Below are 15,863 nucleotides of genomic sequence, written 5' to 3'. Positions count from 1 at the left end.
AGAAGAACATAAATTTGTTCAAAGTTTAATTTTTGAAGCGTTTCCTTTACTTAACATATAATTGTTGATTAGGATAAATTAGCTCTTGCTGCAATCCATTTTTTTCTTTAATTTCCTTAAGTGTCATAATAAATTTCCGTGCAATACTAACTAAAGTATCCCCTTTTTGTACGACATATAATGACGAAGAAACAACTTCATTTCTTTGTTCACTTAAAACAAGCAATGGGTTCATCGCATTCTTTTTCGCCATCGTCCATCTTCCTTGATGAAGTTCTAGATGTAAGTGCGCACCTCGCGATTCTCCCGTGTTCCCTACTTCTCCAATTTTTTCTCCTTTGGAAATATAATCTCCTTGATCCACATATCTCTTATTTAAATGTGCATATACAGCCTCATATTCTCCGTGTTTAATAAATACAACATTTCCATAACTACTTGAATAATAAGACCTCGTTACCTTACCATCTTGGATAGCTGCCACAGGCGTTCCAATCGGCGCAGCTACATCAATACCATAGTGTTTTCCATGCCTTGTCCCAAAATAATCACTTATCTGACCTTCAACAGGCCATGTCCATCGATTTTCTTCTGCATAAACATGTAATTGAGATACAAACAGTATACTCAATAACATGACACCGCATTTTAAAACTTTCATATACATCCTCCGTTTTCTAATTACCACCATACCTTCTCTATTTTGGTATATTACAGAAAAAAGTATACAAAAAAAGAAAGTGAATTACTCCACTTCCTTCTCTTTCTTATCACGAAAAACTACTGCACTACGGTTATACTCCACATCTTTCACTTGTAATCGGGCATTTATTACTCGAGCTATCGCAAACAAATAATCAGATAATCTATTTACATACTTTAATACAACTTCATTTATTTTCACTTCTTTTTGCAATGATACTATAGAGCGTTCTGCTCTCCTTACAACAGTACGTGCAATATGAATAGTAGCCGCTGCCTCGCTACCACCTGGCAAAATAAAGCGTTCTAGTGGCGGGGCTTCTTCTATATATAAATCAATCTTTCTTTCTAAACTTTCAACCATCACAATTGTCACTTTATAAGGAATTTTTTGTTCCACTATTGCCAAGTCTCCTCCGCAATCAAATAGTTCATGTTGAATATTTTCGAGCTCATTGTAAATATCTATAAAAGCCCCGCCTTGAAGCTTAGTCATTGCATATCCAATATGAGAATTTGCCTCGTCTATTGTTCCATACGCTTCCACACGGATATCATCTTTATCAACCCTGCCACCTATTACACTTGTCGTTCCTTTATCTCCTGTTTTTGTATATAATTTCATTTCTTCACAGCACCTCTCTTGTTATTCTTTATTTGAGCAACATAGAAAAAAGTTCTACCATTCTTTATTTAATTGAGTTTACAAAAAAATAAAAAACAGCAGAACTTTATTCATTATCAACTTTAAAAACGCATATCTAAATTATACGATTCGGTAAATATACAGAGAATGTAGTTCCTTCTCCAACAACACTTGATACAGAAATTTTACCATCATGGCCTTGAACAATATTTTTCGCAATCGCAAGCCCGAGTCCTGTTCCACCCTTTTTCCCACGTGTTCTTGCTTTATCAGCTTTATAGAAACGATCAAATAAAAATGGAATATCTTCTTCTGGAATGCCTGCACCCGAATCTTGTACTTCAAAAATAAGACCGTTATTTTTCGTATCAATTACAAGCGTTACATGTCCGCCTGCATTCGTATGACGTATTGCGTTATCAATTAAATTCGTCAATACTTGTTCCATACGATCTGCATCAAACGGGTATTGTTCAATTGGACCTTTGAAATCAACCGTTAACGCGACCTCTTTATCCTTTGCAATCCCTTGGAATTTACGACCAATTTTTTCAACAAACGGATGTATATCCACTTCACCAATATGTAACTCTACATGACCGCTTTCCATACGAGCTAAATCTAACAATTCATTTACAAGTTTACCTAAACGAACAGATTCATCATAAATAATTTGAACAAACTCATCTATTTCCTCTTTCGTTTGCACAATATCATCTAAAATCGCTTCACTATACCCTTGCAGCATGACCATTGGTGTACGAAGTTCATGTGATACATTCGCAATAAAATCTTGACGCATCTTTTCAAGACGACGTTCTTCCGTCATATCTCGCAGCACTGCTACAGCTCCACGAATTTTCGTTTGATTGTAAAGCGGCGTCATAAGAACTACATAGTTTCCTTTTTGTAAATTAATTTCAACAACTTGTTGTTGTTCGCTTTCTACAACGAGATGGAATAATTCCACAAGTTCAGAAGGTAGTTTTTTACTGAGCTCTATCTCTTTTTCTTCTTGCCAAACTTGTAAGAAATGTTCGGCCGGCGGATTGATTACAACGACTTCACCTTCTTGATTTAACGTAATAACCCCATCTGCCATACTACTCAAAATACTTGCTAACTGCTCTTTTTCTTGTTGCAAGGCGTTCATATTAAACTTCAACTGTTTTCCCATTTGATTTAAGGCCGTTGCAAGCTCACCAATCTCATCCTGAGATACCATAGGAGCCTTTGCATCAAACTTCCCACGTGACACTTCAAAAGCAACCTCACGCATTTTACGAAGCGGTGCTGTAATCCGAGTAGATAAGAAGAACGCAAAGAAAGTTGTTAATATAATCGCAATTCCAGCCGATAAGAAAATAAAATCAGTTGTTCTTTCCATACCTTGTATCGGTACTTGTAAAGATTCATATACGAACACTGCACTTTGATTTTTTGATTGCACTGGTTTTCCGACGATCATAATATCATTTTCGGTGTTTTTATTCTTCCTACTATTAGACGCTTTTCTAATATTATTCTTAATTTCTTTTTTGTCTGTAAACACAGCCGCTAATTCTTTATCTTCTTTTAAGTCATCCATTGTAAGAGTGACTAACCCTTCTTGTTTCGGTGAAGAAGAGATTTCTTTACCATCTTCTACAATAATAATCCTTGAAAGTGGGTCAGAGAATTTGTAAGCGATATTCTCAATCGTTTTTACATCGGCACCTTCTTCAATTAACTCTGAAACACTTGTTGCAACTTTTTGAAGCCTAGCTTCACTCATATCAACATAATACGTTCTAAAAAACTGTGAAAGTAAAATCGCAACAAATCCAAGAACAAACGAAACGAGAAGTAATATGGTCATCCATAACTTCCCTACTACACTTCTCCAAAGCATCAGTCGTTCACAACCTCAAATTTGTAACCTACACCCCAAACAGTAACGATCATTTTCGCTGCATCTGGTGATTTTTTGCTTAACTTCTCACGTAAACGCTTTACATGTGTATCAACTGTACGTAAATCTCCGAAGAATTCATATTGCCATACTTCTTTTAACAGTTGCTCACGATCGAATACTTTATCAGGAGCTTTCGCTAAAAATAATAGTAACTCATATTCTTTCGGCGTTAAGTTTACTTCATTACCATCTGCAGTAACACGGTGTGCATCGTTATCAATTGTTAAGTGCGGGAATACAGTAACATCTTTTGTCGTTGTATCTTGTGTAAAGAATGTTGTTGGTACAGCACGACGTAATACCGCTTTCACACGTAGTACGACCTCACGTGGACTAAATGGCTTTACAATATAATCATCTGTTCCAACTTCAAATCCTTGTACTCTATTTACTTCTTCACCTTTTGCTGTCAGCATAATAATTGGTGTCGCTTTCTTCTCACGAACCCCTTTACATACTTCAATGCCATCTTTACCAGGCATCATAAGATCTAATAAGATTAAATCGTAATCATTTTGCAACGCCATTTCTAAAGCTGTATCACCATTATCTGCTTCTTCAATCGTATATTGTTCTCTTTCTAAGTACATTTTCAATAAACGACGAATACGATCCTCATCATCTACAATTAAAATTCTTGATTCATTTTCCATCTCTACCCGCTGCGCACTCTCACCTCAGCGGTTCACACCTACCCTTCTTTAACTATTATGTTGCGCTATTCTCGTTTATTTAAGCAATCTTCTAAATGTTTCACTTCCCATATTATGCTTCACAAGAATAATAAATTTTGTTCAATTTTTTTCCAAAACTATGTATTTTTTTTGAACAGCATATAATGTCCTCGACATCATTTTACAAAATCAACCGCTACTTTGTCATGTTTTTCTCAAAAAAGAAGAAAAGTTGACAAAAATAAAATAGGAAAGTGACATGCACTCCCCTATTTTATTTCTCTATGCATATGAATGTAAACCGGCAATAATTAAGTTTACTACAATAAAGTTAAACATAATGATTGCAAAACCAATTACTGCAAGCCAAGCTGACTTCTCTCCATGCCATCCTTTTGATAGGCGTAAATGTAATACTGCCGCATAAAAGAGCCAAGTGATAAGTGCCCAAACCTCTTTTGGATCCCAGCCCCAAAAACGTGTCCACGCTATTTGTGCCCAAATCATCGCAAAAATTAATGCACCTAATGTGAACACTGGGAATCCAATTGCAATAGATCGATATCCGATTTCATCTAGTAAATCACTATTCGTATTCTTTACTAACGGCTGAAGTGCCGCCGATACTCGCTTCCGTAAAACAAGTCTTAATACAATATACAGTAATGTTCCAACTAACACTGACCAAATAACAGTATTTAATTTTTTCGCATTTACAATCGCTGGAACTTCAACTGCCGGTTCTAATTTATTTTCTGTCAGTAACTTCCCTTCGTGCGGTCCAACTAAAGCCGGAAGATTGTACTTCATTTCCACTTGTTGTTCAGTTTTATCAATCCATTGAAACTTCGCTTCATATTTCATACTAGAAAATACCGTTGTTACTCCAATAAATCCAACTGTACAAACAAGTGTAAATACTACTGTCTCTAGCCAAAATGTACGTTTACTTCTCGTCGATTGATCTACATTTTTCAATAAATACATAACACCTGTAATAAAACTAATCGCTAAAATGGCTTGTCCTGCTGCTGCCGTCGTCACGTGAATATGTAACCAATTACTTTTTAAAGATGGAATAAGCGGAGATATTTCCCTCGGAAACATACTTGCATAGGCAATTAATAAAAGCGCAACTGGTAATGCAAATAGTCCGATTATGCTTACACGGTACATAAAATACATGACAATAAATGCTCCTACAAGCATCATGCCGAAAAATGTACCGAATTCAAAAAAGTTACTAACTGGCGCATGTCCTGATGCAATCCACCTTGTAACAAAATATACTGTTTGTGCAATAAACCCTAAAATTGTAATCGTTATTCCTACATTTGCCCATTTATGACCCTTTTCTTTAATTGCTCCCCCGAAAAATAGAGTGGCAATTAAATATAAAATAAATGCGGTAAAGAGAAAGTTACTACTTATTTGCACCATATCGTTTCCCCACCTTAACTAATTTTTTTATCAATTACTTTATCATTTGGCTGTGGAATTGCTGTACCTTCTAGTACTCTTTCAATATCTTTCTTTAAACCGAACCAATTTTTATTTGTATGCCCTGCAATCCACCATTCATCATTAACACGTTGTATCCAAATACGGCGATGATTCCAATACATACCTTGAATGACACCAACCATAAATATAAATCCTCCAATGCCGAGAATCCAAAGCGTTAAATCTTTTCTTACAGTAAGTGCTGTTGCATTTTGCATTTCAACACCTGCAAACGACATTTTATATTTGTTGTTTCCATCTGGTTCTATATTTTGCTGAATACCAACAAAACTCACTTCACCATCTGGTGTTTCAGGTGTAAACATTTTAAATACAAATGCAGGATTGTTTGGTAATTTCGTTTTTGTATTTGGTTTTCCATTCTCATCAAAATAAAAATCAGGAAAATAGCTTAATAGTTCTAGAGAATAACCATTTCCTAAATCATATTTTTCCTTAGGATTCGTTAAATCTACTTTAATTGGTCCCCACTTTTGATTATTTTCTTTATTTTGCAAGTTAAAGGACATACTTTTAAATTCACTTTCTTTATAAGAAACTTGATACACTGCAAATTGATCAAATTTCAGTGGTTCATTCACTCGAATTTCCGCTTCTTTATTTTTAATTTCGGGTTTTGGCCTGCTATATTTTCTCCTACTGCTTTATATAATACGGCATTCGTTTGGAAGTTTTTCGCAATCATTTTATCGCCTACACGATCAATCGCTTCATCAAAAACTTCCTTGTCCTTACTTTTATCATAAACTTCTTTTATAAATTTCTCGTTTTTTAAGTAGTATTGTCCATCCGTCCCTGGTATTTCTTTCGTTTCACCGTCACGTAACCAAAGTGCTTCGTCTACGTACATACTCGGTAAAAAACGAAGCATCGCACCGAATAAAAAGATAATAAGACCGATATGATTTACATATGGACCCCAACGCGAGAAGCGTCCCTTTTCTGCTAAAACGTTTCCGTCTTCCACTTTCACGTTATAGTTTCTTTTCTTTAAATTCTCTTGCACTCTTTCCAGGTCACCTTCTTGCGGTGTACCAGTCCCATATAATCTCTGTCTCTTTAAAAAACTAGGATGTCTTTTTACGCCTTGCTTTTTTAAAGCTTTATAAAGTGGAATAACGCGGTCTAAACTACATATCACAAGTGAAATACCGATAGAAGCAATCAAAATCATATACCACCATGAACCGTATAAATTATTAAACCCTAATTGATAGTATAATTGTCCTAAAAATCCATATTCTTGTTTATAATATTCAGCTGGTGCAATACCTGGAGTTATGTACATTTCTTGCGGAAATATAGTTCCTATCGCTGATGCAGCTAAAGTTATTACGATTAGCCATACACCTACTTTTACAGAAGAGAAAAAGCTCCAAATTTTATCGACTATCGTTTTTGTCTGCGTGAGAGATCTCCGTGCACTCCCCTCATAGCGCATATCCAATAGTTTTGCATTTTCATTGCTTTCAAATGGTTTCCCGCAAGCTTCACAAAAAACGGTTCCTATCGGATTAACATGTCCACATTCACATTTAATTTCTTTCAACACTCTCACCGCCCCTGTATCTATATGTACTATTGTATATTCTAACCTCAAGTTACCGCAATACTCAGAATTTTTAAACCAGAGGCACTATAAACACGCACCCCTTATGTAAAGGCTTTCTTTATTACGGAGTAATTTTCTTTAAATACCCTTCTAACTGTTCTTTCGTTTGTTCCCCTATAATTTGCTCCACTACTTTTCCATCTTTATCAATCAAAAAGCTTGTCGGTAAAGGACCTACTCCATATGTTCCTATAATCTTTTGTCCTTTATCAATGGCAACTGGGAATTTCAAACCATATTGGTTCACAAAGTTCTTTACTGCAATATCCGTTTCATCTGCATCTAACGCTATGATTTCAACGCCTTTTTCTTTATACTTTGGATATAATTCATTCATATAAGGCATTTCTTTTTCACAAGGTTTACACCACGTGCCCCAAAAGTTTAAAAATACACCTTTTCCCTTTAAATCTTTTAGTTCAATTTTCTTTCCTTCTAAATCCGTCACAATAAAGTTAGGTGCTTCTTTTCCGATTTGCATTTTCTCTTTATTAGCAAAGAATCCTTGATAAAGGGTAAATCCTACAGCACCACATAAAATGAGTAGAATAATAACGCGAAATAATAAGCGATTTTTCTTCATATTACCTCTCCTCTCCTCGGTAAATGTTATGTATTATCTTCTGTAAATGTTGTATTGAATAAATCACCAGCAGAGCACTCCACTGGTGAATTTTTAACTCTATAGCTTATCTTGGCTTTGTAGAAGCAAGCGCGCGTAATTGTTTCACCTCATGTGGTGTCAATTCTCTCGCATCACCAGGTCGCAGGCTTCCTACTTCTAAGAAAGCATAACGTTCACGTTTTAATTTCACTACTTTACAGTCTAACGCTTCAAACATACGACGTACTTGACGATTACGTCCTTCATGAATTGTTAATTGTACAATAGCCATCTCTTTACGCTTGTCCCAAGAAATAATTTTCACACGTGCTGGTGCTGTTTTACCGTCTTCTAACGTAACACCGCGTTCTAACATGCGAATTTTCTCACCTGTTAATGGCCCTTTTATTTTTGCAACATATGTTTTTTCAACTTTATATCTAGGATGCATTAATACGTTTGCGAAGTCCCCATCGTTTGTCATTAATAATACGCCAGACGTATCATAATCTAATCGTCCGATTGGGAATAAACGTTGTGTAATTTCCGGGAAAAAGTCCGTTACAACACTTCTTCCTTTATCGTCTGATACACTTGAAATTACGCCAGTTGGTTTATATAGTAAAAAATAAACAGGTTCTTCTTTTTCAAGAGGGATATTATTTACTTCTACTTTATCTTGAGGAGTTACTTTTGTCCCTAACTCTTTCACTATTTTTCCATTAACTTTCACTTTTCCTTGCTGAATTAATTCCTCAGCCTTTCTTCTCGATGCAATACCTGCTTGCGCAATCACTTTTTGTAATCGTTCCATTTCTTTTTTTCACCTCGAATTTATCTTACCTTACATTAGAAAGACTTGGCAACCGCATACGCTTTACGGCTATTCGCTTCATCTTACTTAAACAACATAGCGATGATAATAAACATATAAAGGTCAAATCATGTTTTTACCCTTTATTATTGTCCATATTTTTCATATTTCTCACAATAAAAGTTCATCATTTTGTCAAAAATACCACATAAAAAAACCACTATTAAGCTACACCTTAATAGTGGTCGTATACGTATTATAAGCGAAATAGCGTAAAAAATGAATAGTATTACTGAAACAATAAAGAAACGAACACAATTGAGCATATAATCCCGATTAAATCTGCAAAAAGTCCTACTTTTAGTGCATCCCCCATTTTTCTAATCCCAACCGCTCCAAAATATACAGTTAAAATATAGAAAGTCGTATCTGTGCTCCCTTGCATCGTAGAAGCCAATCTCCCAATAAACGAATCTGGCCCATATGTTGCAATTAAATCGGTCGTAATACTTAAACCAGCAGAGCCTGAAATAGGGCGTATAAGTGCTAAGGGTACAATTTCTGCTGGAACATGGATCAAATCTAACATTGGCTTCATTACCGATATCATTGCATCTAACGCACCTGAAGACCGGAATATAGAAATAGACACAAGCATTCCAACCATAAACGGTAAGATGGAAATTGCAATTTGAATCCCTTCTTTTCCTCCCTCAACGAACGATTCATACGTCGGCACTTTCTTTATTGTGCCATATAAAAGGATAAAACCAATTACACAAGGGATTACCCATAAGGAAATTGTATTTACAATGCTCATTTTTTCCGCCCCTTTCTACTCCTTCTTCGGTAAAAATAGCGGTCAATCCAAATTGCTCCAATCATTGAAAGTACTTGTGCAATAAATGTTACCCCAACAATTTCAGTAGGATTCGCTGATTCATACGTCATTCGAATGGAAATGACTGTCGTAGGAATTAATGTAATAGCTGATGTATTTAATGCTAGAAACGTCACCATAGAACGGCTCGCCGAATCCTTTCCTCCATTTAACTCTTTCAGTTGTTCCATCGCTTTAATACCAAGAGGGGTCGCTGCATTACCTAGACCAAAAAAGTTTGCCATCATATTTGATAGAATAAATCCCATAGACGGATGATCCTTTGGTATTTCTGGAAACAACCTTTTTACTATCGGCATAAAAAGTGTAACTAATTTTTTTAACAATCCGGCTTCCTCTGCAATTTTCATTAAACCGAGCCAAAATACTAAAACACTAATAAGTCCTATACAAATCGTTACCGCATCTTTTGCTCCGTCAAATACAGCTTTATTCACTTCTTCCATCGTTCCATTTATCATGGCGTATACAATCCCAATGACAGCCATCGCTACCCATACGAGATTAACCATCGTTCCCAACACCTATCATGTAAGAAAAAATTTCTTTCACATTATTCCAGTAAAGTCCCGTTGTAGCTACTAACTTTCGTTTACTATAAAATAAATTCCGTTCTCCAACTTTTTCATTACCAACATAAATGTCTGTCTTTCCAACCTTTACTCCATCCGTAAGTTTTGTACTTTTATCGAGTTCAACTTTTAATACTACGTTCTTTTTTTCTTCTTCAGTTAACGGTACCGAAAAACTATTTTTCGTATAAACATGGTTGGCATACTTCTTTTCATTTATTTCAGCAATTGCTCCTTGTCCTAAAACTTTCGTTTGTTTGAAACGGTCAAAACCTTTATCAAACAAATTCATATGATCATCCCAATCACTAGAGGCACTCAAAGTTACGACAATTAAATCTAGTCCACCTTTTGATGCCGTTGTAACAAGCGTTCGCCCAGCTTTCTTCGTAAAGCCTGTTTTTCCCCCTGTTGCAAATTCATAATAAGACGTTACCAGCTTATGTTTATTTTTCCACGGGTAATCCCAAGAATCTGATTTATATGTTTTGGTTCCAAAGATTTTCTTAAATGTCTCGTTTCCCATTGCATATTTCGTTAATAATGCCATATCGTAAGCCGACGAATAATGTGATCCATCTCCATCTAAGCCATGAGGGTTTGAGAAGTGCGTATCTTTCATTCCAATTTCTTTCGCTTTTTGATTCATTAAATATACGAATCCATCTATACTCCCACCCACACTTTCAGCAATTACTTGCGCTGCGTCATTACCAGATCTAAGCATGAGTCCGTATACTAAATCTTCTAACTTCACTTTTTGTCCAGGCTTTAAATAGATTGCCGATCCTTCCACCCTCACCGCTTCATTACTAACTGATACCATTTCTTTCATCTTCCCTGATTCAGCAGCTAATAAGGCGGTCATAATTTTTGTTATACTAGCAATTTTTTGAGGCTCATGTTCTGCCTTTCCGTATAATACACGACCAGACTGTTGCTCCATTAATACAGCATTTCGAGCACTAACATTGCTGTTCATCTTTGCATATGTAGGAATCGGCATAACGCTTGCATACATCATAAGAAGCGTAATGATTACACAAATTCGTCTCATATTTCCCCCCACGTCCTTTTGGCACTTTTTGTACAAGTGTATGCTTGGCCTTTTAAAATATGAACGAAACCTTCCTTCTACTTCCATTAAAAAAGACGCAGAGAATTTGCGTCTAATATGGTGTCCATTCAATTTGTTTCGCAGTTTCAAACCTTTTTTCTACATCAGGCCAATTTACAACATTCCACCAGTTTTTAATATATTCATCTTTTCGATTTTGGTATTGTAAATAATACGCATGTTCCCAGACATCTAGTACAAGGAGCGGTATCGTATCCCATTGTGTAAATAATTGATGAAGTGTACTTTGCAAAATTTCTAACCTTCCAGACCGGGGTACCCAAACGAGAATTGCCCAGCCTGAACCTTCTACTTTAGAGGCTGCTTCTGTAAAATGTTTTTGGAAACGTAAAAAGCTCCCAAAATCTTGTTCAATTTGTTGTGAAAAAGTTCCTCTTGGACTTCCACCACCGTCTTTTTTCATGTTATTCCAAAATATCGTGTGTAAGTAATGACCTGACCCATGAAAAGCCGCTTCCCTTTCCCAATGCTTAATTAAATCAAATTTATTTGTTTTTCTCGCTTCTTCCATCATCTTCTCTGCTTTATTTAATCCTTCCACGTAACTCCGATGATGTTTATCATGATGTAACATCATAATTTCTTTAGAAATATACGGATCTAACGCATTATATGGAAAAGGTAATGGCGGGAGTGTATGTCCTCCAATTGGGACAGCTCGTTCACTATCCCCTCTTTCATATAATTCATATTCCTCTTCTTCTTGCATAAATACTTCCTGCAAGTGATGCTGAATATGTTCTACATCATCGCTTATTTCATACATAAACTCTGCATCTGTTTCATACTCATGCTCTTTCATACGCTCTAATAACGTCTGAATTTTATAAGCAAGCATATGGACATCATACACTTCCATTGCGCGACTATCTAATACGTGAAGAACACTTTCACACCAATTTTCTACTTCATGAAAGTAATCTGTAAATACACCTTGCTGATTCATATTGCACCTCCCTAATGCTATCCACTTAACTATATTCAATGAAAATCCCTTATATAACTGTACAAAAGGAAAAGAAGCTAAGTCACCTTAGCTTCTTTTCCTCAATCAATATTTGTGTAACATCTTTGTCTGATAATCCGTCTCATAATATTCTAGTTCTTCACGCATCAATTGAAATTTACCTTCTAAACTCTTCATCACTTGCTCTAAAGATGCAGGTGGTGTTTGTTGAAAAACGATAGAATTTTTCCCTGTATATGCAGACCGACTATTTTCATACCAATGATCACTCTTCGGTGAAAAAAACTCTGCAATTACTTGATGGTAAATCTTATATAAAATTTTTTCAGCTGCTGTTTTTCGAAATGGCTGGCTATTCAACAAAACAAAACATGCATCCTGTCCTTCTTCGCAAAAAACGAGAAGTCGTCTCATTGATGCTAATAACCCTTTATAATATCGCTCATTCCCTGCTGGTGTTTCCTCTAATAAAGAAGGTAACGTATGATAATTTACATAATTGGTTATTAAATTAATAGCATCTTCTAAAAATATAGAAACTTGTTCTGTTTGATTTTCAACCATAAAATTAGACATTTTTTCTCTCTCCTTTGCCATTTCACGCTATTTCTACTCTTTTATTTTTATGTAATTCAGCCAATATTTCTTGTACTTTCGACACCGTTCCCTCATCAAAATATTGTTGAAATTCTTCCATATTATTTAAATACAAACGTTTTTGCGCACGAAGCTCCTTATCTTTCATTAAACAACATATCGCTACAATATCGCGCAAATATATGTTTTGTTCTTCTACTTTATACACTGGATTTCCTTCAAAAGGAGTAATTTCTTGTAAAACTTCTTCAAAATATCGAACGTATAAAACCGAAAAAGTTTTCTCTTTACCATTTAATATATATGTCACTTCAGATCTGTTAAAAAAATCTTCTGATGTATTAGGTTTCTCTTTTTCTAACTCATATCCTACGTAACCTTTTATAATCATATACTCCCCCCTCAACCTTCTTTCACCTTATTCTAACTTAATTTTCTGATAAACAAAATATTCTTTTAAATATACCTATATAAAAAATAGCTCCCCTATACAGGAAATTACCTTTTTATTTTTCTTGAAGTTTGTCATAATAATATTATTGTCTCAGTTTTCTTATACAAGGAGAGTTGTATTTATGTCGTTTTCATGGAAACGTTTCTTACAAATCGGGAAAATTATCTTCCCATTTGTTGTATTAACAATTGTATTCTTTCAAGCAAAAAAAGAATTAGCGGGCATTTCTTTTTTAGAAGCGATTGATACAATTAAAAACATTCCAACTGGAGGAGTCTTTTTAGCAATTACACTTGGTGCATTCGCTGTATCAACAATGTTCTTTTATGACTATGTTATGCTTCGTTACTTAAAAGCTGACATTCCTGTCCAAAAGATTTTCCGTATCTCGTGGATTGCTAATACTTTAAATGGATTTATCGGGTTTGGTGGTCTTGTTGGAGCCGGCGTACGCACAATGCTTTATCGTCCATATATAAAAGAAAATGGAAAACTTATTAAAAGTATCGCTTGGATGACAACTGCCTTTATTAATGGATTAGCCATTCTTTCATTTCTTGGTCTTATCGGAATATTAGACACGAGATTTATTTTGCATGAAAAACCATGGCTATGGCCTGTTCTTATCTTCTTCGCTCTTTTCGTCCCTATATATATCGGATTTTCTAAATTAAAAAATAGAAAAGCGACGCAAACAGAGGAACAAGAAGAAGAGGAGAAAAACCCAACTGTTTTATACTCATTAGTTTCATTAGTCGAATGGGTATCTGCTGGTATTGTTATGTACGTCATATTACTATTATTTGGCATTGAAATCGAATTCCAAAAGTTTTTAGGCGTATATGTTATTGCTGCTTTAGCTGGTGTCGTTAGTCTTGTTCCTGGTGGCCTTGGATCATTTGATCTTGTCTTCTTAACTGGGCTTGGGCAATACGGCATCGATACAGGTGTTTTACTCCCTGCTATGTTATTATATCGTCTCGTCTATTACATCTTGCCCTTCTGCCTTGGTCTCATTTTTGCAGCTTTTGAAATGACAGGAGTAGCCATTAAAAAGTTTGAAGATAAACCTTTTATTGCGCCTGCATTAGAGACAACTGGTGTTATATGGACTTTGCAGCGTGACTTTCTAGGAAAGTTAGGTTCTTGGGCATCTGCTGCTTTAACAGTATTTGCTGGCTTAATGGTTATTTTATCAACCATTCTACCGACAAGTATAAATCGGGCACACGCCTTACATATTCTAGCTCCAAAACATCTTATTCAATTTTCTTTTAGCTTATCGCTAACATTCGGTATTCTCCTCCTCATTCTTTCGCGGGGGATATATTACGGAACAAAACGTTCTTATTATATGACGATTGTATCTTTAATTGGAGCGGCTATTTTTAACACACTAAAAGGAATTGATGTTGAAGAAACTTTTATTTTATTAATCGTACTCGCTGTATTGTATATGCTTCGTAAAAGGTTTGTACGTGAGAAAATGGAAGTCTCACTTTCCGATATCGTAAAAGTTTTTATATTCCTACTTGTAACGTTATATTTATATAAAAACTTAGGTATTTTATTTGCAGGTGCAAAAGAAGCTTTCAAACCTGATTTTGTCGTTCGTAATATTACACAAGTAAAACGAAGTGCATTAGCAGCTGCCTTTTTTGTTCCTACTTTTTTACTAATTGGTTCACTCATTGCAAATCGTTATCGAAATGAATTTCCCGGGCAACCAGCTAATGATAAACGATTACAAAACTTCTTAGATGAACATGGTGGAAATGTACTTAGTCATTTAGGTTTTTTAGGAGATAAACAGTTCTTTTTCAGTAGTGATGGAAAAGCACTCATTCTCTTCTCAATAACTGGAAAACGACTTATTGTACTGGGTGATCCAATTGGGGACCCTTCCTCCTATCGTACTGTATTGCAAGAGTTTTTAGCTGAGGCTGATCGATTTGGATACATTTGTGTATTCTATCAAATTGAAAGTAAATGGATGAGTTTATACCACGATTTTGGTTATAACTTCTTTAAGCTTGGTGAAGAAGCTGTTGTTGATTTAAATACCTTTACAATAACAGGAAAGAAACGCGCTGGCATGCGAGCTACTTTCAACCGTTTTGAAAGAGAAGGCTATACATTCTCTATTCATGAGCCACCTTTCTCCGACGAATTATATGAAGAGTTAAGAAAAGTTTCAGATGCATGGCTTGGTGGAAAAAAAGAGAAAGGTTTTTCACTCGGATACTTCGATCGTGAATATATTAGTCGCGCTCCTATCGCAACATTATCTGATGCGGATGGAAAAATTATTGCATTCACAACATTCATGCCTGTATATCAAAACGGATCATTATCTGTCGATTTAATGCGATATTATCCAGATGCGCCTAGCGGCATTATGGACGCAATTTTCATCCACTTATTCCAGTGGGCAAAAGAAAATGAATACCACTCCTTTAATATCGGTATGGCACCACTTTCAAATGTTGGTTTATCCACACAGTCTTTCTGGTCTGAACGAGTGGCTGCTGCAATCTTTAATAACGTTCGTTATACGTATAGTTTCAGCGGATTACGACATTTTAAAGAAAAATATAAACCAGCATGGAGCGGTAAATATTTAGCATTTAGGAAGAATCATTCTTTACCAATTACAATGCTCTCTGTAACAAAATTAATAGGAAAAAGAAAAAACAGCTAAATT

The 15,863-nt window shown here is 35.4% G+C and carries 14 protein-coding genes and 1 pseudogene; 1 reads left to right on the top strand and 14 read right to left on the bottom strand.

Features of this window, described 5'->3' with window-relative positions:
* Nucleotides 1–46 precede the first annotated feature (46 nt).
* The 14 genes and pseudogenes from BC_RS07335 to BC_RS07270 all read right to left on the bottom strand — a co-directional run bounded on the left by BC_RS07335 (nt 47) and on the right by BC_RS07270 (nt 13,096).
* The gene (locus BC_RS07335) at nt 47–661 is read right to left on the bottom strand and encodes a peptidoglycan DD-metalloendopeptidase family protein (RefSeq protein WP_000866116.1); all 615 of its coding nucleotides are present in this window, start codon (nt 659–661) and stop codon (nt 47–49) included.
* A gap of 84 nt (nt 662–745) precedes the next feature.
* Nucleotides 746–1,327 (bottom strand): cob(I)yrinic acid a,c-diamide adenosyltransferase, encoded by a 582-nt coding sequence (locus tag BC_RS07330; protein WP_000781269.1) that lies wholly within the window; start codon nt 1,325–1,327, stop codon nt 746–748.
* A 136-nt stretch (nt 1,328–1,463) separates the two neighbouring features.
* On the bottom strand, nt 1,464–3,239 hold the full coding sequence (resE, locus tag BC_RS07325) for a sensor histidine kinase ResE (protein ID WP_000964677.1): 1,776 nt from the start codon (nt 3,237–3,239) through the stop codon (nt 1,464–1,466).
* Nucleotides 3,239–3,955, bottom strand: coding sequence for a DNA-binding response regulator ResD (gene resD / locus BC_RS07320; RefSeq protein WP_000426861.1), 717 nt, complete (start codon nt 3,953–3,955; stop codon nt 3,239–3,241). The genes resE and resD overlap by 1 nt, the downstream gene beginning before the upstream one ends.
* A gap of 303 nt (nt 3,956–4,258) precedes the next feature.
* A complete protein-coding gene (gene resC, locus BC_RS07315; protein WP_000250086.1) occupies nt 4,259–5,416 on the bottom strand; it encodes a cytochrome c biogenesis protein ResC in 1,158 nt (385 codons plus the stop codon).
* 14 nt (nt 5,417–5,430) lie between these two features.
* Nucleotides 5,431–7,052 (bottom strand): annotated as a pseudogene (resB, locus tag BC_RS07310) (cytochrome c biogenesis protein ResB).
* Between the two features lie 121 nt (nt 7,053–7,173).
* Nucleotides 7,174–7,695 (bottom strand): thiol-disulfide oxidoreductase ResA, encoded by a 522-nt coding sequence (resA, locus tag BC_RS07305; protein WP_000742192.1) that lies wholly within the window; start codon nt 7,693–7,695, stop codon nt 7,174–7,176.
* A 106-nt stretch (nt 7,696–7,801) separates the two neighbouring features.
* Nucleotides 7,802–8,530, bottom strand: a complete 729-nt coding sequence (gene rluB / locus BC_RS07300; protein WP_000440556.1) for a 23S rRNA pseudouridine(2605) synthase RluB — start codon at nt 8,528–8,530, stop codon at nt 7,802–7,804.
* A 289-nt stretch (nt 8,531–8,819) separates the two neighbouring features.
* Complete coding sequence (spmB, locus tag BC_RS07295; RefSeq protein WP_000029514.1) at nt 8,820–9,350, bottom strand: spore maturation protein SpmB; 531 nt, start codon at nt 9,348–9,350, stop codon at nt 8,820–8,822.
* Entirely contained in the window at nt 9,347–9,943 is a 597-nt protein-coding gene (gene spmA / locus BC_RS07290) for a spore maturation protein SpmA (RefSeq protein WP_000247811.1), read from the bottom strand. The genes spmB and spmA overlap by 4 nt, the downstream gene beginning before the upstream one ends.
* Entirely contained in the window at nt 9,936–11,060 is a 1,125-nt protein-coding gene (dacB, locus tag BC_RS07285; RefSeq protein ID WP_001252638.1) for a D-alanyl-D-alanine carboxypeptidase DacB, read from the bottom strand. The genes spmA and dacB overlap by 8 nt, the downstream gene beginning before the upstream one ends.
* A gap of 112 nt (nt 11,061–11,172) precedes the next feature.
* A complete protein-coding gene (locus tag BC_RS07280; RefSeq protein ID WP_001075738.1) occupies nt 11,173–12,087 on the bottom strand; it encodes a superoxide dismutase in 915 nt (304 codons plus the stop codon).
* Between the two features lie 105 nt (nt 12,088–12,192).
* A complete protein-coding gene (locus BC_RS07275; protein ID WP_000064519.1) occupies nt 12,193–12,684 on the bottom strand; it encodes a YpuI family protein in 492 nt (163 codons plus the stop codon).
* Between the two features lie 22 nt (nt 12,685–12,706).
* A complete protein-coding gene (locus BC_RS07270) occupies nt 12,707–13,096 on the bottom strand; it encodes a hypothetical protein (protein WP_000584367.1) in 390 nt (129 codons plus the stop codon).
* Nucleotides 13,097–13,280: 184 nt separating this feature from the next.
* On the opposite strand from BC_RS07270, the gene mprF reads away from it, so the two are divergent.
* Nucleotides 13,281–15,860 carry a bifunctional lysylphosphatidylglycerol flippase/synthetase MprF gene (mprF, locus tag BC_RS07265; protein ID WP_000010848.1) on the top strand — a complete coding sequence of 860 codons (2,580 nt, stop codon included), beginning with the start codon at nt 13,281–13,283 and terminating at the stop codon, nt 15,858–15,860.
* Nucleotides 15,861–15,863: the final 3 nt, after the last annotated feature.

It is taken from the genome of Bacillus cereus ATCC 14579, assembly GCF_000007825.1.
Taxonomy (GTDB): Bacteria; Bacillota; Bacilli; order Bacillales; family Bacillaceae_G; genus Bacillus_A; species Bacillus_A cereus.
This window is presented reverse-complemented; position numbering and strand designations above follow the sequence as displayed.

Coding starts and splice junctions, on each gene's coding strand:
- BC_RS07335 (WP_000866116.1), bottom strand. CDS start 661: ATGAAAGTTTTAAAATGCGGTGTCATGTTATTGAGTATACTGTTTGTA.
- BC_RS07330 (WP_000781269.1), bottom strand. CDS start 1,327: ATGAAATTATATACAAAAACAGGAGATAAAGGAACGACAAGTGTAATA.
- resE (WP_000964677.1), bottom strand. CDS start 3,239: ATGCTTTGGAGAAGTGTAGTAGGGAAGTTATGGATGACCATATTACTT.
- resD (WP_000426861.1), bottom strand. CDS start 3,955: ATGGAAAATGAATCAAGAATTTTAATTGTAGATGATGAGGATCGTATT.
- resC (WP_000250086.1), bottom strand. CDS start 5,416: ATGGTGCAAATAAGTAGTAACTTTCTCTTTACCGCATTTATTTTATAT.
- resA (WP_000742192.1), bottom strand. CDS start 7,695: ATGAAGAAAAATCGCTTATTATTTCGCGTTATTATTCTACTCATTTTA.
- rluB (WP_000440556.1), bottom strand. CDS start 8,530: ATGGAACGATTACAAAAAGTGATTGCGCAAGCAGGTATTGCATCGAGA.
- spmB (WP_000029514.1), bottom strand. CDS start 9,350: ATGAGCATTGTAAATACAATTTCCTTATGGGTAATCCCTTGTGTAATT.
- spmA (WP_000247811.1), bottom strand. CDS start 9,943: ATGGTTAATCTCGTATGGGTAGCGATGGCTGTCATTGGGATTGTATAC.
- dacB (WP_001252638.1), bottom strand. CDS start 11,060: ATGAGACGAATTTGTGTAATCATTACGCTTCTTATGATGTATGCAAGC.
- BC_RS07280 (WP_001075738.1), bottom strand. CDS start 12,087: ATGAATCAGCAAGGTGTATTTACAGATTACTTTCATGAAGTAGAAAAT.
- BC_RS07275 (WP_000064519.1), bottom strand. CDS start 12,684: ATGTCTAATTTTATGGTTGAAAATCAAACAGAACAAGTTTCTATATTT.
- BC_RS07270 (WP_000584367.1), bottom strand. CDS start 13,096: ATGATTATAAAAGGTTACGTAGGATATGAGTTAGAAAAAGAGAAACCT.
- mprF (WP_000010848.1), top strand. CDS start 13,281: ATGTCGTTTTCATGGAAACGTTTCTTACAAATCGGGAAAATTATCTTC.